The organism is Amycolatopsis albidoflavus, assembly GCF_039525725.1.
Taxonomy (GTDB): Bacteria; Actinomycetota; Actinomycetes; order Mycobacteriales; family Pseudonocardiaceae; genus Amycolatopsis; species Amycolatopsis albidoflava.
Genome location: NZ_BAAAHV010000025.1, coordinates 67,336 through 90,640 on the forward strand (window position 1 = coordinate 67,336; position 23,305 = coordinate 90,640).

Annotated in this window: 23 protein-coding genes; 16 read left to right on the forward strand and 7 right to left on the reverse strand. The window is 69.5% G+C overall.

The genetic code is table 11. From position 1 onward, the window contains the following. Window positions 1-27 precede the first annotated feature (27 nt). The gene (locus ABD156_RS40000) at window positions 28-3,330 is read left to right on the forward strand and encodes a glycosyltransferase (protein ID WP_344286241.1); all 3,303 of its coding nucleotides are present in this window, start codon (window positions 28-30) and stop codon (window positions 3,328-3,330) included. Between the two features lie 265 nt (window positions 3,331-3,595). Here ABD156_RS40000 and ABD156_RS40005 read toward each other — a convergent pair whose 3' ends face one another. Further along, window positions 3,596-4,024 (reverse strand): metallopeptidase family protein, encoded by a 429-nt coding sequence (locus tag ABD156_RS40005; protein WP_344286273.1) that lies wholly within the window; start codon window positions 4,022-4,024, stop codon window positions 3,596-3,598. Between the two features lie 115 nt (window positions 4,025-4,139). Between ABD156_RS40005 and ABD156_RS40010 the strand changes: the two genes are divergently transcribed. The 8 genes from ABD156_RS40010 (at window position 4,140) to ABD156_RS40045 (ending at window position 12,230) form a co-directional block, all read left to right on the forward strand. Further along, a complete protein-coding gene (locus ABD156_RS40010; RefSeq protein WP_116206536.1) occupies window positions 4,140-4,493 on the forward strand; it encodes a DUF3499 domain-containing protein in 354 nt (117 codons plus the stop codon). A 75-nt stretch (window positions 4,494-4,568) separates the two neighbouring features. After that, window positions 4,569-5,924: a phosphomannomutase/phosphoglucomutase gene (locus tag ABD156_RS40015; RefSeq protein ID WP_344286242.1), complete on the forward strand. Its 1,356-nt coding sequence runs from the start codon at window positions 4,569-4,571 to the stop codon at window positions 5,922-5,924. Window positions 5,925-5,992: 68 nt separating this feature from the next. Further along, complete coding sequence (locus ABD156_RS40020; protein ID WP_344286243.1) at window positions 5,993-6,208, forward strand: Trm112 family protein; 216 nt, start codon at window positions 5,993-5,995, stop codon at window positions 6,206-6,208. Between the two features lie 2 nt (window positions 6,209-6,210). Next, a complete protein-coding gene (locus ABD156_RS40025) occupies window positions 6,211-7,296 on the forward strand; it encodes a hypothetical protein (RefSeq protein ID WP_344286244.1) in 1,086 nt (361 codons plus the stop codon). Window positions 7,297-7,378: 82 nt separating this feature from the next. Next, window positions 7,379-8,611: a mannose-6-phosphate isomerase, class I gene (gene manA / locus ABD156_RS40030; RefSeq protein ID WP_344286274.1), complete on the forward strand. Its 1,233-nt coding sequence runs from the start codon at window positions 7,379-7,381 to the stop codon at window positions 8,609-8,611. 95 nt (window positions 8,612-8,706) lie between these two features. Beyond that, window positions 8,707-9,621, forward strand: coding sequence for a cation diffusion facilitator family transporter (locus ABD156_RS40035; RefSeq protein WP_344286245.1), 915 nt, complete (start codon window positions 8,707-8,709; stop codon window positions 9,619-9,621). A 78-nt stretch (window positions 9,622-9,699) separates the two neighbouring features. Continuing rightward, the gene (locus tag ABD156_RS40040; RefSeq protein ID WP_344286246.1) at window positions 9,700-11,244 is read left to right on the forward strand and encodes an amino acid permease; all 1,545 of its coding nucleotides are present in this window, start codon (window positions 9,700-9,702) and stop codon (window positions 11,242-11,244) included. Window positions 11,245-11,522: 278 nt separating this feature from the next. After that, window positions 11,523-12,230: an LPXTG cell wall anchor domain-containing protein gene (locus ABD156_RS40045; protein ID WP_344286247.1), complete on the forward strand. Its 708-nt coding sequence runs from the start codon at window positions 11,523-11,525 to the stop codon at window positions 12,228-12,230. 445 nt (window positions 12,231-12,675) lie between these two features. On the opposite strand, the gene ABD156_RS40050 is transcribed toward ABD156_RS40045, so the two are convergent. Continuing rightward, the gene (locus ABD156_RS40050) at window positions 12,676-14,913 is read right to left on the reverse strand and encodes a hypothetical protein (RefSeq protein WP_344286275.1); all 2,238 of its coding nucleotides are present in this window, start codon (window positions 14,911-14,913) and stop codon (window positions 12,676-12,678) included. A gap of 127 nt (window positions 14,914-15,040) precedes the next feature. Here ABD156_RS40050 and ahcY point away from each other — a divergent pair, with 127 nt between their 5' ends. The 3 genes from ahcY to ABD156_RS40065 all read left to right on the forward strand — a co-directional run bounded on the left by ahcY (window position 15,041) and on the right by ABD156_RS40065 (window position 17,342). Further along, window positions 15,041-16,513, forward strand: a complete 1,473-nt coding sequence (gene ahcY, locus ABD156_RS40055; RefSeq protein ID WP_344286248.1) for an adenosylhomocysteinase — start codon at window positions 15,041-15,043, stop codon at window positions 16,511-16,513. A 101-nt stretch (window positions 16,514-16,614) separates the two neighbouring features. Beyond that, on the forward strand, window positions 16,615-16,902 hold the full coding sequence (locus ABD156_RS40060) for a FitA-like ribbon-helix-helix domain-containing protein (RefSeq protein ID WP_344286249.1): 288 nt from the start codon (window positions 16,615-16,617) through the stop codon (window positions 16,900-16,902). Next, entirely contained in the window at window positions 16,896-17,342 is a 447-nt protein-coding gene (locus tag ABD156_RS40065) for a type II toxin-antitoxin system VapC family toxin (protein WP_344286250.1), read from the forward strand. Before ABD156_RS40060 ends, ABD156_RS40065 begins: the two co-directional genes overlap by 7 nt. On the opposite strand, the gene ABD156_RS40070 is transcribed toward ABD156_RS40065, so the two are convergent. Next, window positions 17,339-17,881, reverse strand: a complete 543-nt coding sequence (locus ABD156_RS40070) for a helix-turn-helix domain-containing protein (RefSeq protein ID WP_344286251.1) — start codon at window positions 17,879-17,881, stop codon at window positions 17,339-17,341. The two genes, ABD156_RS40065 and ABD156_RS40070, sit on opposite strands and share 4 nt — an antisense overlap. 47 nt (window positions 17,882-17,928) lie before the next feature. Between ABD156_RS40070 and ABD156_RS40075 the strand changes: the two genes are divergently transcribed. Then, entirely contained in the window at window positions 17,929-18,393 is a 465-nt protein-coding gene (locus tag ABD156_RS40075; protein ID WP_344286252.1) for a YbaK/EbsC family protein, read from the forward strand. A gap of 122 nt (window positions 18,394-18,515) precedes the next feature. On the opposite strand, the gene ABD156_RS40080 is transcribed toward ABD156_RS40075, so the two are convergent. Both ABD156_RS40080 and ABD156_RS40085 read right to left on the reverse strand, forming a co-directional pair. Further along, window positions 18,516-18,974 (reverse strand): nitroreductase/quinone reductase family protein, encoded by a 459-nt coding sequence (locus ABD156_RS40080; protein ID WP_344286253.1) that lies wholly within the window; start codon window positions 18,972-18,974, stop codon window positions 18,516-18,518. Beyond that, window positions 18,971-19,741 carry an SDR family oxidoreductase gene (locus ABD156_RS40085; RefSeq protein ID WP_344286254.1) on the reverse strand — a complete coding sequence of 257 codons (771 nt, stop codon included), beginning with the start codon at window positions 19,739-19,741 and terminating at the stop codon, window positions 18,971-18,973. The genes ABD156_RS40080 and ABD156_RS40085 overlap by 4 nt, the downstream gene beginning before the upstream one ends. Before the next feature lie 105 nt (window positions 19,742-19,846). On the opposite strand from ABD156_RS40085, the gene ABD156_RS40090 reads away from it, so the two are divergent. After that, window positions 19,847-20,491 (forward strand): TetR/AcrR family transcriptional regulator, encoded by a 645-nt coding sequence (locus ABD156_RS40090; RefSeq protein WP_344286255.1) that lies wholly within the window; start codon window positions 19,847-19,849, stop codon window positions 20,489-20,491. A 1-nt stretch (window position 20,492) separates the two neighbouring features. On the opposite strand, the gene ABD156_RS40095 is transcribed toward ABD156_RS40090, so the two are convergent. Continuing rightward, complete coding sequence (locus ABD156_RS40095; protein ID WP_370934301.1) at window positions 20,493-21,455, reverse strand: hypothetical protein; 963 nt, start codon at window positions 21,453-21,455, stop codon at window positions 20,493-20,495. Window positions 21,456-21,821: 366 nt separating this feature from the next. Here ABD156_RS40095 and ABD156_RS40100 point away from each other — a divergent pair, with 366 nt between their 5' ends. Together ABD156_RS40100 and ABD156_RS40105 are read left to right on the forward strand one after the other, a co-directional pair. After that, complete coding sequence (locus ABD156_RS40100; RefSeq protein ID WP_344286257.1) at window positions 21,822-22,067, forward strand: hypothetical protein; 246 nt, start codon at window positions 21,822-21,824, stop codon at window positions 22,065-22,067. Window positions 22,068-22,093: 26 nt separating this feature from the next. Next, a complete protein-coding gene (locus tag ABD156_RS40105) occupies window positions 22,094-22,735 on the forward strand; it encodes a dTMP kinase (RefSeq protein ID WP_344286258.1) in 642 nt (213 codons plus the stop codon). On the opposite strand, the gene ABD156_RS40110 is transcribed toward ABD156_RS40105, so the two are convergent. Next, entirely contained in the window at window positions 22,732-23,304 is a 573-nt protein-coding gene (locus ABD156_RS40110) for a TetR family transcriptional regulator (protein ID WP_344286259.1), read from the reverse strand. The genes ABD156_RS40105 and ABD156_RS40110 overlap by 4 nt on opposite strands. Between the last annotated feature and the right edge of the window lies 1 nt (window position 23,305).

The window sequence follows — 23,305 nt, forward strand, 5'->3', positions numbered from 1 at the left end:
ATCGTCCCGTCCGAGCAGGAGCCGTTCTTGCCTCGCACCGTCGTTCCGCCCGCTGTGCGGACGTTGCCCGTTCTGGCCATTGCGGTCTGTCACGACGGCGAGGAATGGCTGCCGCTGGCGCTTTCCGCGTTGCGGCGCAGCACAGTCCGTCCGCGGCACGTGCTCGCCGTGGACACCGGATCAACCGACCGTACCCCGAAACTGCTCGCCGACGCAGCACAGCCGGGCGTGGCCGCCGAGGAACCCGTGCTGTCCGGAGTTGTCACTCTGACGAGTGAAACCGGGTTCGCGGAAGCGGTCGCCGCGGCCGTCGCGCACGCGGTAGAACGGTGGGGAGACCCGGGAACGTGGCTGTGGGTGCTGCACGACGACTGCGCCCCCGAGCCGGACTGCCTCGACCAGCTCGTCCGCGCCGCGGAGGAAAACCCGTCCGCGAAGGTGCTCGGCGCGCTCGGCACCGACTGGACCGATCCGCGGCTGATCGTCGAGGCCGGGCTGTCCACCGACGCCTCCGGGCACCGCCAGCAGATGGCCGCGCCGGACGGCGAACCCACCGAGGTTCTCGCCGTGCCGAGCGCCGGATCGTTGGTGCGGCGGGAACTCTGGGACGCCCTCGACGGCTACGACCAGGACTTCCCGTTGCTGCGCGAGGATCTCGACTTCGGCTGGCGCGCCAACGCGGCCGGCTCGCTCGTGCTCTCGGTGCCCGCGGCGCGCGTCCGGCACGCCCGCGCGCTGTCCACCGGGCAACGCACTCCGGACGCCGCCGGACGCCCGCTCGCCGCGCTCAACCGCGCGCACGGCCTCCGCGTCTTTCTGGTGAACTGCTCGGCCCCGTCGTTCTGGTTCGGGCTCGTCCGGCTGCCGATCATGCTGGTGCTGCGCGCGTTCGTGTTCTTCGTGCTGCGGCGTACCACCGAGGCAGGTGCGGAACTGGCCGCGCTCGGATACTTGTGCGGGGGCAAGGGAAATCTCCGCGCGGCCCGTGCGCAGCGGCGGGACCAGCCTCGGCCGGGGACTGTCCGCGGGCTGTTCACGAGCCGGATCACGCGGCTGCGCAACGCAATCAGCGCCGGGGTGGTTGGGCTCGTCCGGCGCGGGGTACAGAGTGATGTCGCCCTCGGGACCGTTCCGGAGAGCGTCGAGCAGGAGTCTGCGTGGATTCCGCCGGAGGCGCTCGCCGCGTCTGGGGCGCGTCCGGTCGGTCCGGACGCATTGCCCGCTGGCGCGCTGCGCGGCCTGAGCACTCGGGGCCGGGGGCTGCGTCGGCCAGGCACGGTTGTCGCGGTCACGCTGCCGGAAGCGCCGGTGTCCGAAGAGGACACTGAAGCGGTCGAGGAGAGTGCGGCCTCGCCGTCGCCGTCGCCCCGTCCGGAGCCGGCCGCGCCGGAACCGGATCTGGTGTTCGTGGAGGTCAACCGGCGGCGCGTGCTAGCCGCGACCGTCTTCGCTCCTCCGGTGGTGCTGGTCGTCCTGCTCACCGCGCTGGCTTTGGTGCTCAACCGCGGGCGGCTCGGGCTCGACCTGTGGGGCGGCCAGTTGCTGCCGGTCGGCGGGCTGGGCGAGATCTGGTCGACGTATCTGTCGCCGTGGCATTCGATCGCTGGCGGCACTGGTGCGCCCGCTCCCGCGACGCTGCCGGTGCTCGGGACGATCGGGGCGATCTTGGCTCCGATCGGCGGTCCGGCCGCGCTGGTGGCGATCTTGCTTATCGGTGACATCCCGCTTGCCGCGCTCAGCGCTTATGTCGCTACTCGCAAGCTTGCGGTGCGTCGTTGGGTGCGTGCTGCTGTTGCTGCGACGTATGCGTTGCTGCCTGCCGCTACCGCGTCGGTCGCGCAGGGGCGGCTCGACGTGGTTGTGGTGCATCTCGTGTTGCCGCTTGTGGTCGCGGGGATCGTCCGGTTGCTGACTCGGCCGGGTACGCGGTGGTTGCACGTCTCGGCGCTGTCGGCGTTCGGTGTCGCGTTGCTGGGGGCGTTTTCGCCGCTCGCGCATGGGCTTGCGCTGGTGGGGCTGTTGGTCGGGTTCGTGGTGTTGCCCGCGCCGTCCGGGCTGGCTCGACGGGTGGCGTCGGTCGGGATTGTGGTGCTGCTGCCGCTGGTTCTGCTGCTGCCGTGGCCGACGGTGTTGTTGCGGCATCCGGAACTGTTGCTGCAAGGGCTTGGCGGTCCGGCGGCTCCGGCGTCGGCGACGGATCTTGCTGGGCTTACTCCGGGTGGGCCGGGGGCGTGGCCGATCGGGGTTGTCGTGTTGGCGGCGACGCTGGTCGCGCTGGTGGTTCGGCCGCGGAAACAGGTCGTCGGCGGGTTGGCTCTCGCGGTGCTGGGGCTGATCGGCGTGGTGTTGGTCCGGCAGGTGCAGTTGACGCCGATGCAGGGCGGTGCGCCCGCGTCGGGGTATGCCGGGGTGCCGTTGCTCGTAGTCGGGGCTGGGTTGTTGTGGGCTGTGCTGGCTACTTGGCAGCGTGGTGGGCTTGCGATGCCTGCTGCTTGGTTGCCGAAGGTGCTGGCGGTGGCTGGGGTTGTGGTGGTGGCCGCGCTGGGGGTTGGGGCCGTCGCGACTGGGGCTGAGGGGCCGTTGACGGCGGCGGCTCGTCCGCAGTTGGCGCCTGAGGTGGCTGCCGATGTCGCGGCTACTGGGCGGGGCGTGCTGGACGTTTCTTCTGGGCAGGTTCGGCAGACCGGTGGTCGGTTGGCGCTTTTCGGTGATGATGAGCTCGCGCCGGTCAAGGGGTCGCCGGACCGGTTGGCTGAGTGGCGGCGAGGGCTGGGGCAGGGGGATGTTGCCGCGCTGAAGCGGGTGTTCGCGGCGGCTGCGGCTTCTGGGGTGCAGTACGTGGTGTTGCCGCTGGGGACGGATGCTCGGGCGTTCGCTGGTGCGGTTAGCGATTTTGCCGCGGTGGCTGCTCCGATGGCGGACGGGCGGCCGGTGTTGCGGTTGTTGCCCAAGGCTGGCGAGGTGGCGTTGATTTCGCCGGAGTTGGCTAAGCAGGCTGTTACCGGTGGGGGTGCGCCGGGGACTAATCCGGGGATTTCGCCGGTGGCGGCGCGGTTGCCGGATGTTCGGGTTCGGGCTTCCGAGGGGCCTACTGGGCGGTTGCTCGTGTTGGCGGCTGAGCAGGAGGCTGGGTGGCAGGCCAGTGTCAATGGGAAGGCTGTGCCGATTGTGCCTGCTTGGGGGCATCAGGTCGCGGTGTCTGTGCCGCCGCAGTCTTCGGAGGTGTCGGTGATGTTTCCGGGGACTGAGCGGGGGTTGTTGCTGTTGGTGCAGTTGGCCGCGGTGTTGTTTACGGCGTTGACTGCGATTCCGTCTCGGCGGCGGGGGTGACTGCTCGTCGCCTGGCGGCGACATTGCGCCTGAGTGGGGGCCACCACCCCGAAGCTTGATTGTCCTGACGGTTCGGGGGTGCTTGTCAAGGCGGGAAAGATGCCTTGACAAGCACCCCCGAACCGCAGAGGAGGCTTCGTATCGGGGTTGGGGGTGGGGTGGGTGGCTCCAGCGGTGGGTGCAGCGGCTGCGGTTTGTTGGTCGTGAGGGGAACCCTGAGGGACTCAGAGTCCGTGAGGGTTCCCCTCACGGACTGGGCCAAGGGTCAGTCGCCTTCGATTACGTCTGGTTCTACGCCTAGGTAGCCTGCGACCTGTTCTACCAGGACATCGTGGACTAGGTCTGCTAGTTCTGACGGGTCTTTGGCGCGTGCTTCCAGGGGGCGTCGGTAGAGCACGATCCTGGCGCGGGTGGGGAGGCCGGTTCGGTCTACGCCTGCGGGGACCAGGCGCGATAGGGGGACTGCGCCGTCGTGCAGTACGCCGTCTGCGGGGGCTCGGCCGTCCATGCGGACTTCTGGGACGTCGTCCACCGCTACGTCCAGTTTTGTCAGTTCGTGGCGCCAGCGGGCTTCGATGGGCTCCAGGGCGTCCAGCACTAGCGCGTCGAAGCGCTCCGCGCGGCTTGCTGCTGCGGGCAGGGTCGCTGGATAGAGCGTCCCGCGCAGGCCCCGGCCGTGCCGGTCCCGTCGCATTCGCTGCCGTTGTCGGTAGTCACGAGCCGTCGCCACCGTCCAAGTCTATGCGGTCGCCAGGACAACGCGCGTGTCGCCGGTACTCGCTTGCGGCGACGCGCTATCGTTTCGGATCGTGCGGAGCGTACGGAAATGTTCGCGAACGGGTTGCCTCGAACCCGCTGTCGCCACGCTCACGTATGCCTACCAGGACTCGACCGCGGTCGTCGGACCGCTGGCCACCGCTTCCGAACCGCATTCCTACGACCTGTGCGAGGCCCACGCGCTGCGGCTGACCGTCCCGAAGGGCTGGGAAGTCGTCCGCCACGAGGGGGCCTTCGCCGCGCCGGAGCAGTCCGCCGACGAGCTCACCGCGCTGGCCGAGGCGGTCCGCGAGGCCGGTCGCTCCGACGTCCCCGCGGCGCAGCCCGAGCCGGAAGGCCCCTCCGGCAGGCGCGGCCATCTGCGCGTCCTCCCGGGGCGCGCCTGAGCTGTCCTCCCGCCCGGTAGGCTTTCGCCCGCGGCGCGACTGGCGTCGCCACGGAACTAGCGGCGGGGAGAAGGCGTGCCAGACCTTTCGGGCATCGTGAAGGCCTACGACATTCGCGGCGTGGTCGGCGAGCAGCTGGACGCCGCCCTCGTCCGGGACTTCGGGGCCGCGTTCGCGCTGCTCATCAAGCCCGAGGCACCGGCCGTCGTGATCGGCCACGACATGCGCGACTCGTCGCCCGGCCTGGCCGAGGCGTTCGCCGACGGGGTCACCTCCCAGGGCCTCGACGTGGTGTCGATCGGCCTGGCCAGCACCGACCAGCTCTACTTCGCCTCCGGTTCGCTCAACCTGCCCGGCGCGATGTTCACCGCCAGCCACAACCCCGCGAAGTACAACGGCATCAAGATGTGCCGCGCCGGCGCGTCCCCGGTCGGGCAGGACACCGGCCTCGCCGAGATCCGCGACACCGTCGAGCAGGGCGTCCCCGCCTTCGACGGCCAGCGCGGCACCGTTTCCGAGCGCGACGTCCTCAGCGACTACGCCGCCTACCTGCGCAACCTCGTCGACCTCTCCGGCTCGCGGCCGCTCAAGGTCGTGGTCGACGCCGGCAACGGCATGGGCGGGCACACCGTCCCGACTGTCTTCGACGGGCTGCCGATCGACGTCGTGCCGATGTACTTCGAGCTCGACGGCACCTTCCCGAACCACGAGGCCAACCCGCTCGACCCGGCCAACATCGTCGACCTGCAGGCCAAGGTGCGCGAGGTCGGCGCGGACGCCGGGCTGGCGTTCGACGGCGACGCGGACCGCTGCTTCGTCGTCGACGAGCGCGGCGAGCCGGTGTCGCCGAGCGCGATCACCGCGCTGGTCGCCGTGCGCGAGCTGGCGAAGGAGCCGGGCGGCACGGTCATCCACAACCTGATCACGTCGAAGGGCGTGCCGGAGATCGTCGCCGAGCACGGCGGCAAGCCGGTGCGCACGCGGGTCGGGCACTCCTTCATCAAGGCCGAGATGGCCCGCACCGGTGCGATTTTCGGCGGCGAGCACTCCGCGCACTACTACTTCCGCGATTTCTGGCGCGCCGACACCGGCATGCTGGCCGCGCTGCACGTGCTGGCCGCGCTCGGCGAGCAGAACGGGCCGCTGTCCGCGCTCACCCAGGACTTCTCGCGCTACGCGGCGTCCGGCGAGATCAACTCGACGGTCGGCGACCAGGTCGCGCGGATGCTCGCGGTGAAGGACGCGTACGCGGGCAAGTCCGGCGTCGAGATCGACGAGCTGGACGGGCTCACCGTGCAGCTGCCCGGCGGCGCGTGGTTCAACCTGCGTCCCTCCAACACCGAACCGCTGCTGCGGCTCAACGTGGAGGCCGCCGACCGCGCCGCGGTCGAGGCGCTCACCGCCGAGGTGCTCGCCCTTGTCCGGGCCTGACCCGCTGGCGCCGGATTGTGTCCGGAAGGCGCCCTCAACACCCCAACGACGCGTGGTATGGAGGAACTATGGCCATCACGCTTGACGCACAGCTGCTGGAGATCCTCGCGTGCCCGTCGCCGGATCACGCTCCGCTGCGTCCCGGCACGCCGGACGACGCCGAGGCGGACGCGCTGACCTGCACCGAATGCGGCCGGGTGTACCCGGTGCGCGACGGGATCCCGGTGCTGCTGCTCGACGAGGCGACGCTGCCCGGCTCGGCCGACCACGGCGACAGTGCTTGACCATGCTTGACGATTCCCTGCTCGACGACACCGCGCGGCTGGCCGACGCCGACCGCGCGGGGTTGCTGCGTGCCGCCGCGATGGCGGGCGCGCAGGTGCGGGCCACCGCCGAGGCGGCGGCCGAACTGGAGCTGAGCGACCGGCTGGACGTCGGGCGTCCGCGTTCGCTCGTGCTCATCGACCGGCCAGGGGTGAGCCGCACGCTCACCCGGCTGCTGGCCGCGCTGCTCACGCCGTCGTGCCCGGTGCCGGTCGTGGTGGCCGAATCGGTGCCTGCCTGGATCGGCGCGCTGGACGTAGTGTTCGCGCACACCGACGACGCCGGCGACCGCGAGCTGGCCGCTTCGCTGGAGCGCGCCGCCCGGTTCGGCGCGTCGGTGGTGCTGTCCGCGCCGGCGGAGGGGCCGGTCGCGGCGTCGGTGGCGGGCAAGGGCGTGCTGCTCGCGCCGCGTGTCCCGGTGCCGCCGGAGCTGGCGTTCCCGCGCGGGCTCGCCGCCGGGCTGCTCACCGCGAACGCGCTCGGCCTGCTGGTCGCGGACGTGCAGGCGCTCGCCGACCAGCTCGACCTCGAAGCGGAGAAGGACTACCTGGCGCGCGAGTCGTTCGCCAACCCGGCGAAGGCGCTCGCGCTGCGGGTCGCGGACCGGGTGCCGCTGCTGTGGGGGCTCGACCCGGTCGCGGTGGCGGTCGGCGAGCACGCGGCGCACGCGTTCGCCGCGCACGCCGCGCTGGTGTGCGACGTGGAGGACTACCGGCAGGCGCTCGCTCGCCCGGCCTTGCGGCGGATCGCACAATCAGGCGGCGTGGAGCGAGACATTTTCGCCGACCCGGACGACTCTCCTGGTGGAGTCGCGACGCGGGTGCTGCTGCTGTCGGTGCGGACCGGCCCGGCCACCGAGGCCGCCCGGTACCAAGCCGAGGAGTTCCTGCCGGGCGCGGACCTGATCGCGCCCGCCGAGGAGATCGAGGCCGACGAGATCGTCCGCGCCGCGGTGCTGGCGCTGCGGTTCGAGCTGGCCGCGGTGTACCTGGGGCTGGCGGCGGGCAGCATCGGCGGGGCCGGGAGATACGAACCGGCCTCCGCCTGAGGGAGCAGGGGGGAACGCGGGCAGGCGGTTCCGCCGCCGCGTGCGTCGGCCCAGTGCCGACGGGAAGGATTGGGAGTTGACAGTGGAGCTGTTGCGCAACGCCGTACGGCCCTACGCCTGGGGATCGCGAACGGCCATCCCGCAGCTGCAGGGCCGCCCGGTGCCGGCGCCGCACCCCGAGGCCGAGCTGTGGATGGGAGCGCACCCGGGGGACCCGTCGCACGTGCTCGGCCCGGACGGCACCGAACTGAGCCTGCTCGAACTCGTCGACGCCGATCCGGTCGGCCAGCTGGGCGAGGACTGCGCACGGCGCTGGGGCAACCGGCTGCCGTTCCTGCTGAAGATCCTCGCCGCGGAAGAACCGCTGTCGATGCAGGCGCACCCGTCCGCGGCGCAGGCCGCGGAGGGACACGCCCGCGAGGAGAAGCTGGGCATCCCGCGCGACGCCGCGAACCGGAACTACCCGGACCCGACGGCGAAGCCGGAGCTGGTCTGCGCGCTGACCGAGTTCCACGCGCTGGCCGGGTTTCGCGACCCGAACCGCACGGTCAAGCTGCTGAAGGCGATCGAGACGCCCGGGCTGGGGAAGTACACCGGCCTGCTGGAAGCCCAGCCGGACCCGGCCGGTCTGCGCGCGCTGTTCACCACCTGGATCACGCTGCCGCAGTCCGCGCTGGACGAACTGCTGCCGGAGGTGCTCGACGCGTGCGTCCGGCACGTCCAGGACCACGGCGAATTCGCGACCGAATGCCGCACGATCCTGGAACTGGGCGAGACCCACCCGCGCGACGCCGGCGTCCTGGCGGCGTTGTTGCTCAACCGCCTGACACTGCGCGCGGGCGAGGCGATCTACCTGCCTGCCGGGAACCTGCACCTGTACCTGCACGGCACCGCGGTGGAGATCCTGGCGAATTCGGACAACATCCTGCGTTGTGGCCTCACGCCGAAGCACGTGGATGTGCCGGAGCTGCTGCGCGTGGTCGACTTCGCGTGCGGGGAAATGCCGGTGCAGCACGGAGAATGCGCCGGCCAGCGGATGGCGGTTTACCACACGGACGCTCCGGAATTCGAGCTGTCACGGGTCGAATGGGCGGCTGGGGACGACGTCGAGATCGAGGTCGACTCGGCTGGGCCGCAGATCCTGTTGTGCACCGAGGGGGATCTTCTGGTGGTCGCCTCGGATGGGGAGCAGGTAGAGCTGCGGCGGGGGCAGTCGGTGTGGCTGCCTGCCGCCGATCCGGCGGTGCGGGTGCGGCCGTTGGCCGGGGTGCGGACGCAGCTGTTCCGGGCTACTGCTGGGGCTTGCGAGATGTGAGCTGACCGGCCGGTTGTCAGGTCCCGTGCTTCCGGCCGCAAAGGCTGCTCTAGGCTCCCACCGGGCAATTCGGGCGCGGAGCAGGGGAGCGGGAAGTGTCAGCTGGCGGGGGAACCAAGGCGATCATCGCGGCGCTCGCCGCCAATGCCGGGATCGCGGTGGCCAAGTTCGTCGGCTTCCTGGTCACCGGGTCGTCGTCGATGCTGGCGGAGGCGGTGCACTCGCTCGCCGACACGTCGAACCAGGGATTGCTGCTGCTCGGGCAGAAGACCTCCAAGCGGCGCGCGACCCGGGAGCATCCGTTCGGGTTCGGCCGCGAGCGGTACTTCTACTCGTTCATCGTCGCGCTCATGCTCTTCACCCTCGGCGCGGCGTTCGCGCTCTACGAGGGCATTCACAAGATCATCGAGCCGCAGCCGCTGGACACGCCGGTGGTCGCGGTGGTCATTCTGGTCGTCGCGATCTGTCTCGAGGGCTACAGCTTCCTCACCGCGATGGGCGAATCGCGCAAGATCAAAGGCAATGTGAGCTGGTGGCGGTTCATCCGCCAGGCCAAGGAACCCGAACTGCCGGTCGTGCTGCTGGAGGACTCCGGCGCGCTGCTCGGCCTCGTGTTCGCCCTGCTCGGCGTCGGATTGTCGGTGCTGACCGGCAACCCCGTTTTCGACGGCATCGGCACGGTCTTCATCGGCGCGCTGCTGGGCGTCATCGCGGTCATCCTGATCATCGAGATGAAGAGCCTGCTGATCGGCGAGGGCGCGACCGACACCGATCTCGCGACCATTGTGGACGAACTGGCCGCGGGCAAGGTCGAGCGCGTCATCCACATCCGCACCCAGTACCTCGGCCCGGACGAGCTCCTCGTCGCCGCGAAGCTCGCGCTCGTGCCCGGCCTCGACACCGCCGCGATCGCCACCGCGATCGACGACGCCGAGGCTCGCGTGCGCGCGAAAGTCCCCGTCGCGACGCTGATTTACCTGGAGCCCGACCTCGACCGCGAGACGCGCTGACTGTCCGGACAGCTGGCGCCCAACTGACACGCTAGGGTGGCGCCCGGTCCCCACGAAGGTCACCGCAGGAGGTCAACGTTGCCCGGCACTGGGTTGTGGCGCACCAAGTCAATCGAGCAGTCCATTTCGGACACCGATGAACCGGAGACGAAACTCCGCAGGAACCTGAGCGCCTGGGACCTCACGGTCTTCGGCGTCGCGGTGGTCATCGGCGCCGGCATCTTCACGCTCACCGCGCGCACGGCGGGCGACTTCGCCGGGCCGTCGGTGTCCGTCGCGTTCGTCATCGCCGCGATCGCCTGCGCGCTCGCCGCGTTGTGCTACGCCGAATTCGCTTCCACCGTCCCGGTCGCGGGCAGCGCGTACACGTTCTCCTACGCCACCTTCGGCGAGTTCATGGCGTGGATCATCGGCTGGGACCTGATCCTGGAGCTGGCCGTCGGCGCCGCCGCGGTGGCCAAGGGCTGGTCGTCCTATCTGCAGACGGTGCTGGAGTACATCTTCGGCAAGGGCACCAAAACGTCGATCGATCTCGGCGGCGGCTTCGGCATCGACTGGGGCGCGTTCATCGTCGTCGCCGCGTTGGTGACTCTGCTGGTGCTCGGCACGAAGCTGTCGTCGCGGTTCTCGATGGTGATCACCGGCATCAAGGTCGCCGTGGTGCTGTTCGTGGTCATCCTCGGCATCTTCTACATCAAGTCGAGCAACTACACGCCGTTCGTCCCCGAGGGCAAACCCGCCGGGTCCGGGTCGAGCGGCGTCGACCAGTCGCTGTTCTCGCTCATCGCGGGCGGCGGCAGCAGTTCGTTCGGCATCTTCGGGCTGCTGGCCGGCGCGTCGATCGTGTTCTTCGCGTTCATCGGGTTCGACATCGTCGCGACCACCGCGGAGGAGACCCGCAACCCGCAGAAGGCCGTGCCGCGCGGCATCTTCGGCTCGCTGGCGATCGTGACGGTCCTGTACGTCGCGGTGTCGCTCGTGGTCGTCGGCATGGTGCCCTACACCGACCTCTCGACCTCGGCGGGCGACGGCAGCCACAAGACGCTCGCCACCGCGTTCTCCGCGAACGGCGTCGACTGGGCCGCGAACATCATCTCCGTCGGCGCGCTGGCCGGCCTCACCACCGTCGTCATGGTCCTGATGCTCGGCCAGGTGCGGATCATCTTCGCGATGTCCCGCGACGGCCTCATGCCGCGTTCGCTGGCCAAGACGAGCGACCGCGGAACGCCGAAGCGCGCGACGATCGTGGTCGGCGCGCTGGTCGCGGCGGGCGCGACGTTCTTCCCGGCCGACAAGCTCGAGGAAATGGTCAACGTCGGCACGCTGTTCGCGTTTATCCTCGTGTCCGCGGGCGTGCTCGTCCTGCGCAAGACCCGCCCGGACCTGACGCGCGCCTTCCGCGTGCCCGCCGTGTGGGTCATCGCGCCGCTGGCGATCCTGGCGTGCCTGTGGCTGATGCTGAACCTGACCGTGCTGACCTGGCTGCGGTTCGTCGTCTGGATGGTCATCGGCGTGGTCATCTACTTCGCCTACAGCCGGCGGCATTCGCTGCTCGGGAAGCGGCAGTCGGGTGTGGAGCAGGGCGGGGCCGTCAAGGACTCCCCGCCATCGGTCGCCGACTGACCTGTTTTCGCTGTTCAGCGGCCCGTCGCCCACTGTGGGCGGCGGGCCGTTTCGCGTGCCTGGTCACGGGCGCGCAACTCGCGGATTTCGGTTCGGACGGCGACTCGAACCCAGGGTGATCGGACAACTGCGGGTGCGATACTCTCCGCGTCGTCTCCCTCTGACGGGTTAATCACTAGCGGGTAATTCGCGCGAACAGTGGTCGGGGTTCCTACGGAGGGTCGTGGTTTTTCGCATGTGCTGTCCCCCGTTCGGATTTTCCTTCGAGGAGTAACTCCATGCCCATCCCCACCAAACTTCGCGCCGGATTCGCCGTTGCCGCGGTCGCCGGGCTCGCCCTGCTCGGCTCGGCGACGGCGGCGTCCGCCTGCACCACTGGCGACGACCGCGGACACCCGGTTCCGGGTACGAAGATCACTGACTGCAGCAAGGTCGAGGGCGTCAGCGGCAGCAAACTCGACCAGGGCGACGTGAAGTTCACCGGCGGTGTCGGCGAGAAGACGCTGACCATCACGGAGACCGCTGAGGGCGTGACGGTCGAGGCGATCGTCGTCGTGGGCGGCGATGACGGGCATTCCGTTTACGTGCCGGGGAAGAAGAAACTGCCCAAGGTGGCTCCTTGGAAGGATCTTGTCGCGCCGTACAACTACGACCGGTCGCAGCCTAAGATCGACCAGTGGTTTGTGTGCGGGACGAAGACCGCGCCGACTAAGCCGCCGGTTTCCGAGACGCCTACCTCGCCGGCCAAGCCGACTTCTTCCGCTCCCACCGCCGCGCCGACTTCGGCGCCGTCCAGTGTTTCCGCCGCTCCGACCACGACTAGCGCTCCGGCCGCGGTTCCTGCCGGGAATCAGAATGGGACCGGTGGCGGGCTGGCCAACACTGGGTTTGACAATGCTTGGCTGTTTTGGGTTGGCGGAGTGTTGATTGTTGGCGGTGGCGCGTTGCTGGTGCTGTTGAAGTTGCGTCGTCGCGGGACGAATTGATTGTTGCTGGAAGGTTGAGGGGGCGGCTCGTCGCCTGGCGGCGACATTGCGCACGTTGGTTGCGTGGGGCACCCCGAAGCTGATTGTGACTACGGCGCGGGGGTGCTTGTCAAGGCGGGAAAGATGCCTTGACAAGCACCCCCGCGCCGCGTTTTTGGCTTCGTATCGGGGTGCGGGGGTGGTGTGGGTGCCTCGATGGTTGGGTGCACCGGCTGCGGTTTCGCGGGTGGCGGGGCTAGCGCCCCAATGTGGCATTGGGTGCGTCTGACGCACCGAACGCCGCATTGGGTGCATGCGACGCACCCAATGCCACATTGGGGCGCATCCCAGCGAGCGGGCGAGCGGGCGGGCGATGAGCGGGCGGGCTTCACGGACCGTGCTGGTCGTGAGGGGAACCCTGAGGGACTCAGAGTCCGTGAAGGTGGCCCTCACGGACGCGCGTGGGTCAGCGGGGGCGGGGCAGGTCGCCGAAGAGGGAGCCTTGTTCGCCCAGGGTGCGGGCGCGGCCGTTGGGGCGGCCCAGTCCGGCGGCCATCGCGACCGCGTTGTCCCACTCCGGGTCGGCCAGGTACTCGGTGTGCTTGAGGACTCCGGGGGCCCAGCGGCTGCGGCCGTCGGGGGCTCGCAGGGGGTCGGGGACCCAGTGGTCGCCGCCGAGGATGAGGACTCCCGCGTCGTCCGGGGTGGCTTCCAGGGCTCCCCACTTGCCTTCCGGGAGGTAGCCCTCGCCCAGCAGGTGGCCGCCGCTTGTCTGGTGCCGCCAGGTGGTTACGCCGCCGCCGAAGATGTCTGTTCCCCGGCACAGGGCGCGCCAGCGGCCGTCCAAGGAGGCGAACAGTTCGGCCAGCGAATCCTGCGGCAGGACTGCGGGGAAGGCGCGTTGGTAGCCCCACTGCAGGGGCGAGCCGGCGGTGAGAAGGCCGACTCGGTCGCGTTCGTCCGGAGGGAGTTCGGCGGACAGTTGGGCGGCGGTCAGCACCGTGAGGATGCTGCCCAGGTTCAGGCCGGACAGCACGACTCGGGTGCCGGGTTCGGCCAGGTGTTCCTTGACCCGGTCGGCCAGTTCGGGGACGACTTTGAGCGCGTAGCAAGGCGGTACGCCGGGGTGTGCGGCGCGCGGCCAGAAGGAGACGAGGTCCGCCAGGGCACCGAGGTGTCGGCTTCGCTGGGGGGAGCGGGCCGCGGAGTAGACCACTCGCAGCAGACCGGCGGCCAGGGCGCCGAGCGCGAATACGCCGATCGCCGAGACGGTGGTGAACCAGTTGGGCTGCAGGTTGAAGCCGAACCGTACGACCAGCAGGGTGATCGCGCCGACGCACAGGCCCAGCGCGACGATCAACGCCAGGTGGTGCAGGTGCCGCCGTTCCCAGGCGGAGCGGGCCCAGGCTCGGGCGGCGTCTTGTTCTTGCTGCTCGTCGTGTTCCATTAGTTCGACGATGGGCGGGATGCCGCGCCGGCGGCGGCGCAGCGGGACGCCGATGGCGTACCCGGCGATGGCCAGCAGTGCCATCAGGCCCAGGCCGCCGCCCCACAGGACGGTGACCAGGTCGTACGTCGTGGGCAGGGAAAGCTTTTCGGCGCGGAGCAGTTTTCGGACGGCGATCGCCAGCCCGGCGCCGAAACCGCCGCCGAGGAGTCCGGCGAGGGCGAGAACCGGGGCCGCGGCCCAGCCGCCGAGCCACGGGCGGAGCCGGCGCGGGCGGTCGCGCCAGGCTTTGCGGGCCAGCAGCGCCGACGGGATCAGCGCGAGCGCGAACAGCAGGGTGACCACGAGCAGAGAGCCGCCGAGGCTTTCGACGGTGTTGTCGACGCCAGGGAGCCGGTTGTCGACCGGCTTGGCCAGCACGGCGGCGAAGATGACCAGCAGCGTCGCGAAGGTGATCAGGCTTCGGCGCGCGATGGCGCCGGTGTCGCTGCCGATCGCGCAGCCGATCAGGACCGCGAGGACCAGCGCGAGGGTGCAGATCCACGCGACCAATTCCGGGATTTTCGTGGGCACGTGGAAGGGGCCGCCCAGCAGCAGCAAGGAAATGCAGGCAAGCGCGGCAACGGCGTGTGTCGCGGACATTCCGGGCGCTTCCGGATCCGCGCGCAACCGCATCGGGACGCCTTGGCGGCCGGGACGGTCGGGCGGGCGGACCCGCCAGTTCGTGGACGAGATCCGGTGCAGGGCGTAGACCAGCGCGAGCAGCACCGCCACGCCGACGCCGATGCGCAGCGATCCCTTGCGCAGCTCCGGCGCCACCCAGGTCAGACACGCCCGCCCGGGTGCGAGGCATTGCGTCGCGACGAGGTCCAGCACGGCCGCCGCGACCTGGCTGACCAGCAGCATGGTGAGCAGCACCGAGGCGATCCGCAGCAGGCCGCGGCACAGGCCGCCGAGCCACCGGCCGCGGTGCGCCGGCGGCAGCATCCAGAACGCGACGTTCGCCAGCGAGAACGGGAACAGCAGCGCCCAGGCGGCCTTCGCGACGCCGCCGGACGTCATGCCGCTCCACAGGTAGCCTTCGACGGTGCGCGGGATCGACCGGCCGAGCGCGGGCACCACCGGACCGGGTGCCGGACGCCGCAGCCGGTCGGCCGGGCGCACCACGCGGCCGAGTTCGTCGCCGGCGACGTCGACGGTCTGGACCGTGTCGAGGAGCGTTTCGCCGCTCGTGCCCACGAGTCCGGACACCCTCATTTCGACGATGCGGGTGTCAGGGCCGGGGAGCGGGGCGGGCACGGTGTTCTCTCCTCATCCGATCGAGTCAGGGTCGAGCCGACAACGGTACTGTTCAGGTGCCATCAAACCTTGGAGGAACCGCACTATGACCCCCGAAAGCGTTGTCAAGCGGCACGACACCCGGGGCGGCCTCGAATTCGCCGTCGCCGATCTCGAGGCCGCCGAGTTCGGCCGGAAGGAGATCCGGCTCGCCGAGCACGAGATGCCCGGCCTGATGGCGCTGCGTCGCGAATACTCCGAGGTGTACCCGCTGCGCGGCGCGCGAATCGCCGGCTCCCTGCACATGACCGTGCAGACCGCGGTGCTGATCGAGACGCTGGTGGCGCTCGGCGCGGAGGTGCGCTGGGCTTCGTGCAACATTTTCTCCACCCAGGACCACGCCGCGGCCGCGGTCGTCGTCGGGCCGCACGGCACCGCCGAGGAGCCCAAGGGCGTCCCGGTGTTCGCCTGGAAGGGCGAAACGCTCGAGGAATACTGGTGGTGCACTGAGCGGATGCTCACGTGGGAGGGCGAAGGCCCGAACATGATCCTCGACGACGGCGGCGACGCCACCATGCTGGTGCACAAGGGCACCGAGTACGAGAAGGCCGGCGTGGTCCCGTCCGCCGACGAAGAGGACCCCGAGGAGTGGAAGGTCTTCCTGGAGCTGCTGCGCGCGTCTGTCGCGGCGGACAAGGGCAAGTGGACCGCTGTCGGGCAGAGCGTCAAGGGCGTCACCGAGGAAACCACCACCGGCGTGCTGCGGCTGTACCAGCTGGCGGCCGCGGGCGAGCTGCTGTTCCCGGCGATCAACGTCAACGACTCGGTGACGAAGTCGAAGTTCGACAACCGCTACGGCATCCGGCACTCGCTGATCGACGGCATCAACCGCGGCACCGACGTGCTGATCGGCGGCAAGGTCGCGGTGGTCTGCGGCTACGGCGACGTCGGCAAGGGCGCGGCGGAATCGCTGCGCGGCCAGGGCGCCCGGGTGATCATCACCGAGATCGACCCGATCTGCGCGCTGCAGGCGATGATGGACGGCTACGAGGTCAAGCGCCTGGAGACGGTGCTGGACGAGGGCGACATCTACGTGACCACCACGGGCAACAAGAACGTGGTGATGGTCGAGCACATGGCGCGGATGAAGCACCAGGCGATCGTCGGCAACATCGGCCACTTCGACAACGAACTCGACATGGCCGGGCTGGCCCGCTACCCCGGCGTGCGGCGCGTGAACATCAAGCCGCAGGTCGACGAGTGGGTGTTCCCTGATGGCAAGAGCATTCTCGTGTTGTCCGAGGGCCGCTTGCTGAACCTGGGCAACGCGACCGGGCACCCGAGCTTCGTGATGTCGAACAGCTTCGCGAACCAGGTCATCGCGCAGGTCGAACTCTTCACCAAGACCGAGGAGTACGACAAGGAGGTCTACCGCCTCCCGAAGAAGCTGGACGAAAAGGTCGCCCGGATCCACCTCGAGGCACTGGGCGGCGAGCTGACGAAGCTGTCGAAGGAACAGGCGGAATACATCGACGTGGACGTGGAGGGCCCGTTCAAGTCGGAGCACTACCGTTACTGATCGCTGACACTGAAGCCGCCCCGGAATGTGTTTCGGGGCGGCTTTTGTCTGCACATGAAAACACATGATATCTCTAATGGGTGACGTGTTATCATGATGTGGTGAAACAATTGATCACTCGCGTCGACGACGAGCTGCACGCTCGGCTGAAGGCCAGGGCCGAGGCTGAGGGGCGCAGCATGAACGACCTGGTCACGGAAGTGCTCAGCGCTGCGCTCAACAGGGAAGAGACGCCGGAAGCATGGAAAGCCCGGCTGCTCGCGGAGGGCAAGCTGGTCACCTTCGAGCCTGAGCGGAAGCCGGTCGGTCTCGACGAACTGGAGCGGCGTTCGGCCGGTTGGGGAACGTCGGTCAGCGAGGCACTCGACTGGTCGCGGGGCGAATGGTGACTGTCTATTACGCCGATACGAGTGCGATCGTGCGGGTGTTTTTCGCTGACGAGCCTGAGCATGCCGAATTGCGCGACTTGCTTGCGAGCGGCCGCAACCGGGTTCTCACGAGTGAGCTGACTCGGATCGAGTTCGCCAGTGCGATGGCGGCGGCCAAGCGCTCGGGGCGCATCCCGGATGCGCGGGAGTTTCTGGATCAGTTCGATGCGATGAGCTGTTCTTCGACGTTAGGGGCGATCCCGTTTCGGCCTTCGCGCGTTTTTCCGGCCGCTCAGCGATTGGTCGCCGAGAACTATTCCCTCCGCACACTCGGCGCGCTTCACCTCGCGGTCGTGATGCGGGAAACGGCTGACCTTACTGGCGGCGAACCTGTCACTGTGGTGACCTGTGATGCGCGTCAGGCCGACGCGGCAAAAGCCAATGGGCTCCTCGTCCGCTAACGCGGATACCGCATCGTCAACACCGCGGTAGCCGGTCCGCCGATTCCGCGGTAAACATGGTCTGTTTCCGCGATAAACGTATGCGTCCCGGCAGCAGAAACCGTCACCGGCGCGGAAACCGGCCCTACTTCCGCCGTGCCGGTCAGCACCGTCAAAACCTCCCGCACCCCAGCGCTGTGCGGATGCGACACCTGAACCCGCTCGTGGATTGTCAGCCGGTACACCTCGGTCACGCCGTCCGCGTCCTCCCAGCGGCCGAGCAGGGTCGCGGCCACGCTGTCGCCGTGCGCTTCCGCCACTCCGTCGTCGCCGAAGAGCAAGTCGCTCAACGGGATCGACAGCGCGGTGGCGATGGCGAACAGCGTGTCCAGAGTCGGGTTTCGGCGGCCGTTTTCCAGCTCCGAAAGCGTTCCCTTGCCGAGACCGCTGTCGGCGGCGAGCGTGGTCAGGCCGACGCCCGCACGGGTGCGCAGCGTCCGGATGCGGGTACCGACCGCCGCGGCGAGGGCGCGGCCGTCCGGGGCGGGTGACGTCGACACTCGGCCTAGTCTAGTGTTCTGTTTACAGAACAGCAGGAGGTGTGCGGATGTCGGCAATGCAGAACGTGCAGGACGCGCTCGACGAGGCGGGCGTCACTGGTCAGGCGCGGACGCTCCCGCAGTCCACGCGCACGGCGGCCGAGGCGGCGGCCACGCTGGGCTGCTCGGTCGGCGCGATCGCGAACAGCCTGGTCTTCATGGCCGACGACGCCCCGCTACTGGTCTTGACCAGCGGCGCGCACCGGGTGGACGTCGACGCGCTCGCCGTGAAGCTCGGGCGCGGCCGGATCCGGCGGGCCAAGCCGGACGAGGTGCGGGCGGCCACGGGGCAGGTGATCGGCGGGGTCTCGCCGGTCGGGCACCCGGCCCCGCTGGAGACCGTGGTCGACGAGGCGTTGCGGCAGTATTCCGAGGTGTGGGCCGCGGCCGGGACGCCGAACGCCGTCTTTCCGACGACGTTCGACGAACTGGTCCGGATCACCAAGGGCACGCCGCAGCGAGTGGACGGGTAAATCCCGGGGTGTGGTCGTGCTCTGAATCCGCCAAGCTCGAGCGGGCTTCGGGCGATGTAGTTGGCGAGGCTGCGGAATCCGAGTACTGAGCCGAGGCGGTGGCTTCGGGCAAGGGGCCGCGATCACGGCTGGTCGCGGAAACTGATGCGCATCAGCCTGCTGTCGGCCCAGTCTTCGAGCCGGGTCGGTCGGATGGTGCCGGGGTCGTGGGGCTGATTGAGATCCGCGACGATCTCCGCCAGCACGGCCCGACGTTCGGCTGGATCGGTGACCGGCGTGGCCCGTGCGGGCAGATCCGCGCGGATCCCGTTTTTGAGGTGGAAGGTGAAGCTGGGATTGGCGAGAAGGTTCGCATGCCAGTCGGTCGCGGCACCGCCTGCGCCGCTGCACAGGTAGGTGCTGCCCGCGGCCCGGTAGAAGAAGATCTCGATGCGGCGTGGCCGGCCGGTGCGGCGGCCGACCGTCGTGATGTCGATGATCCGTTCCCTGGTGCCCGCAGCGCGAGTGAACTCGACGGCTCGTCGGATGTGGTCTGGCCAAGACACGTCCAGCGCGGAGCCGTTCGGGTCCGGGGTGCTCATGCCTGAAGGGCTGGGCCGAGGAGGAGTCCGCCGTCGATGACGTACTCCGACCCCGTGACGAACGACGCGTCCGATGACGTGAGGAACAGGAGAAGCCGGGTGACGTCGGCTGGCTCCCCGAGCCGGGGGACGGCGAACGGCTCGGGCGAGTAGAAGTCGGAGATCGCCGCGGTGGCGCCGGCCGCTGGCTCGTGGATAAAGGGAGTCGAGATCACGCCGGGGTGGATGGTGTTCACGCGGATGTGGTCGCGGCCGAGTTCGAGTGCCGCGGTTTGGGTGAGGCCTCGCACGGCCCACTTGCTGGCGACGTACGGCGCGTAGTGCGCCGTGCCGCCCAGGCCCATGATCGAGGCGATGTTGACGATGGCTCCGCCTGCCGCGCGGCGCAGGGCGGGGGTCGCGATCTTGATGCCGAGGAAGATCCCGGTGAGGTTGATGTCGAGGATGCGCGACCACGTGGCCTGGTCGGTGTTCTCGATTGTCGCCGGCGGATTCTGCACGCCCGCGTTGTTGACGAGCACGTTCAAGCCGCCGAAGGCGCTCTCGGCGACTTGAACGGCGGCGGACCACGAACTCTCGTCGGTGACGTCCAGGTGGGCGAAGCGAGCGCGGGGTCCGAGTTCGTCGGCGAGAGCGGTGCCGCGGTGCGCGTCGATGCCGCCGATCACCACGTTGGCTCCCTCCGCGTGAAAGGCGCGTACGTGGCTCGAGCCCTGGCCGCCGGCTCCGCCGGTCACGAGCACGGTCTGGTTGTCGAAGCGGGACATCGAATGTTCCTTCGCTGCGTGAGTGGTGAGCCGAGTGACTCACCACTGCAACGTTAGGGTCGGCCGCAGTGGCGAGTCAAGTCACTCGCCTCGTAGACTCAGCCCATGAGCAAGGTCGTGCCGACGTATCACCAGCGCGTCGCCCGGGAAAAGCGCGCGCTGATCGTGAAGGCCGCGACCGAGCTGTTTCTCGAATTGGGCTACGACCGGACGTCGCTGGCGCGGATCGCGGAGTGCTCGGGCGTTTCGCGGGCCACCTTGTTCAAGCAGTTTCCGAGCAAAGCCGCCCTGTTCGACGCCATCGTGACCGAGTCATGGTCGACCGCGGACGAGGAGGATCCACCGCCCGCGGGCGACATCGCCGACGGGCTCGCCGTCATCGGCCGCCGTTACGCCGAGCTGCTGGGCCAGGCCCAGATGACCGATCTGTTCCGGATCGTCATCGCGGAGCTGCCGCGGTTTCCTGAGCTGGCCCACGCGCAGTTCGCGCGCGGGAAGATGCCCTACTTCGAGTCCGTGCGCAGCTACCTTCTGGCCGAGCACGAGGCGGGAACGGTGCGGGTCGAGGACGTGGAACTCGCGGCCACGCAGTTCCTCGGCATGATCTCCAATTACGTCTTCTGGCCGACGCTTCTGGTGCCGGGCTGGGAAGTGAGCGCTGAACGCGTCTCTCAGGTCGTCGACGAGGCCGTCCGCACCCTCGTCGCTCGGTACGCCGTGACTGGATCAGGGGCGTCGGCCGACGACTGACTCAGTTCCATTCCACCGCGATGCCGGCCAGCCCCGGTCCGGTGTCGCGGAAATACCCGCTCGTCACGCCGCCGGTGTCGCACGGCAATTCCTCCGCCTCGACCGGCAGGGCGTCGTCGCGGGCGCGGACCTCGCGGGTGATCCGGGCCGGCATCGCGGTGGGCGCGAACTGCAATTGCAGCAGATAGCTCGCGCATTGGTCGCGCAGCATCCGGTAGTACCCGGGGAATGTCACGGCGGAATTGTCGTGGATTTCGAAGCAGAAAACGTGGATCTCGCCCTCGGCGAGCTTCCGGTCGAAAAGCAGCTCCGTCGCCATCGTCTCGCGCGCCGGATGCCTGCGGATCCGGCCGACGCGGCAGCCTTCGGCGGTGATCAGCTCGACGTCGTCGATCCGGCAGCCGGGGTCGCCGTTGTAGACGGCCACGTACCGGTCCGGGCCGTGCCGCCGCGCGCGGGTGACCAGCCGGGTCCGGAATTTCACCTGGTGCTGCTGCTCGTCGATGGTGATCTGGTCGTGCACCGACAGCATTTCCAGATCGGAATTCGACTGCCGCGACGTCGGCGGCGCGCCGAGGTCGCTCATCAGCTGCTCGACGATCGCGCCCATCTCGCCCGAGCGCAGGTCGTGGAACGACGCCGCCGCCTGGTGCCCGCGCGGACGCGCCGTGCGCGGGCCGATCAGCACCACCAGCGAGTCCGCGGGCAGTTGCAGCACCGACTCCAGCGCGCGGACCGCGGGCAGCGCCTTCGGCACCTCCGGCTGGCGGAGCCCGCGCTGCCAGTAGCTCAGCGTCGACTGTCCGATGTGGACGCCGCGGAGCGCGAGGTGCGCCCGCAGCCGGGCGAGCGACAGGCCGCGATGTGCGATCGCGAGCCGCAGCGCCTGGTGGAATTCACCGGACCGCAGTGCTTCGCCGAGCTCGGGCGGCAGTTCACCCGCGCCGCGCCGGCCAGGTTCCATGATCAGTGGGCCATCCCCGTCTCGTGCCACCGCTGTCCCTTCAACGCCGCCCGTGCGCTGGGCGTGAATGCCGCGGAACGTTCACGTTAGCAGCGCGCGGTCACGGGTCCGGCCCCCGTTTGGTGTGCTTGGCCACGGAAGGGTAACCGTTCCGTGTTCCACCGCCGACCCGGAACACCCCCGTTGCCGGACGGGCATCTTGCTCGGAGTGATCGACCGGTTCACCGTTGTGACCACCACTGGCCACGTCTAGGCGGGAGGTGCGTCATGGGCTTGGGGAAACCGAATCACGTGGGGAGCACTGCCGGGCGGGTCCGGCGGTCCTCGACCAGTTGCCGAAGGCACGTCGGACGCTTGCTGCTCCTCATGGCGTTCACGGGCCTGGCGTTGCCGGTGTCGGCTCCGGGCGCGGGCGCGGCGCAGCCCGCTGACACCGGCAACGCCCACCTTACGGCCGCGCCGCGCGGCGAGGTGGTGCCCAGAGACGGCCAGAGCACGCCGGCGCAGCCGCACGGCGACGACTGGATTCCGCTGCTGTGCCTCGCCGGACTGCTGGTCGCGGTGCCGGTGGGTTACTTCGGCTTCGTCCGCGCGCGCCGCGAGACGGCCTGAGGACGCCACCAAGTATCTTCGACCGGGTGGGGCGACTGGTCGTAATCGAAGGTTTGGACGGCGCGGGCAAGCGCACGCTGTCCGAGGGGCTGACTGCTGCGCTGAAGGACGCTGGCGCGAGCGTCGGCAGTCTCGCCTTCCCGCGTTACGGCCGCAGCGTGCACGCCGATCTGGTGCGGGAAGCGCTGCATCGCGGGCACGGCGACCTCGCCGATTCGGTGTACGGAATGGCGCTGCTCTACGCCCTCGACCGCAGCGGCGCGGCTGACGAGATCCGCGAACTGCTCGCGGCCAACGACGTGGTCCTGCTGGATCGCTACGTCGCCTCGAACGCCGCGTACGCCGCCGCGCGGCTGCGCGAGCACGCGGATGGCGCTGTGGTGCAGTGGGTTTGGGACCTCGAGGTGACGCGGTTCGGCTTGCCGCGGCCAGACGCGCATCTGCTGCTGCGGGTGAGCCCGGAGGTGGCTGCCGAGCGGGCAGTGCGCCGCGCGGAGTCGGACGCGGCGCGGGCACGGGACGCGTTCGAGTCGGATGATTCGCTGCAGCAGCGTTGTGCCGCGGTCTACGACGAGCTCGCCGCCGAGTCGTGGCTCGCGCCGTGGCATGTGCTGGACGGTGTGGCCGGCGTCGATCTGCCGACGTTGGCGAAGTCCCTGCTGGCTTAGCCCAGGTCCGCGGTCGCGGCGCGCAATTCGTCGAGCGCTTCGACTGCCAGCGCGCCGAACTCCCGCCGATTGTCCGCCTCGACCCAGCGGTGGAAAGCCGTGCCGAACGCGAGGCAGCCCAATTCGGCCGCGACGGTGACTGTCGGTTCGCCGACTCCGCGCGCGGCGAGCGCGTCGTGCATGCCCGCGACCAGCTTGGCGCGCTTGAGCAATTCGCGTTCGAGCAGATCGCTGTTCGCCGCCACGACCGGCTGCCGTTGCCGGGCCAGAGCGAGCCGCTCGCCGGTGAAAACCGCCGCGACGGCATCCAATGCCCCGCCGACTGCTTGGAACGGCGTCGCGCCCGCTGGCGTCCCGGCGATGCCCTCGGAGAACAGCCGGGTCAGTTCCTCCTGCCCGCCGAACAGCACTTCCCGTTTGTCGGCGAAATAGCGGAAGAAGGTCCGCTTCGTGAGACCGGCGCGTTCGGCGATTTCGGCGACCGTGGTCTGGTCGTAGCCGCGTTCGGTGAACAGGTCGAGCGCGGCCCGCTCCAAGCGTTCGCGTGCGTTCGGTTCCCAGCGGCCCATG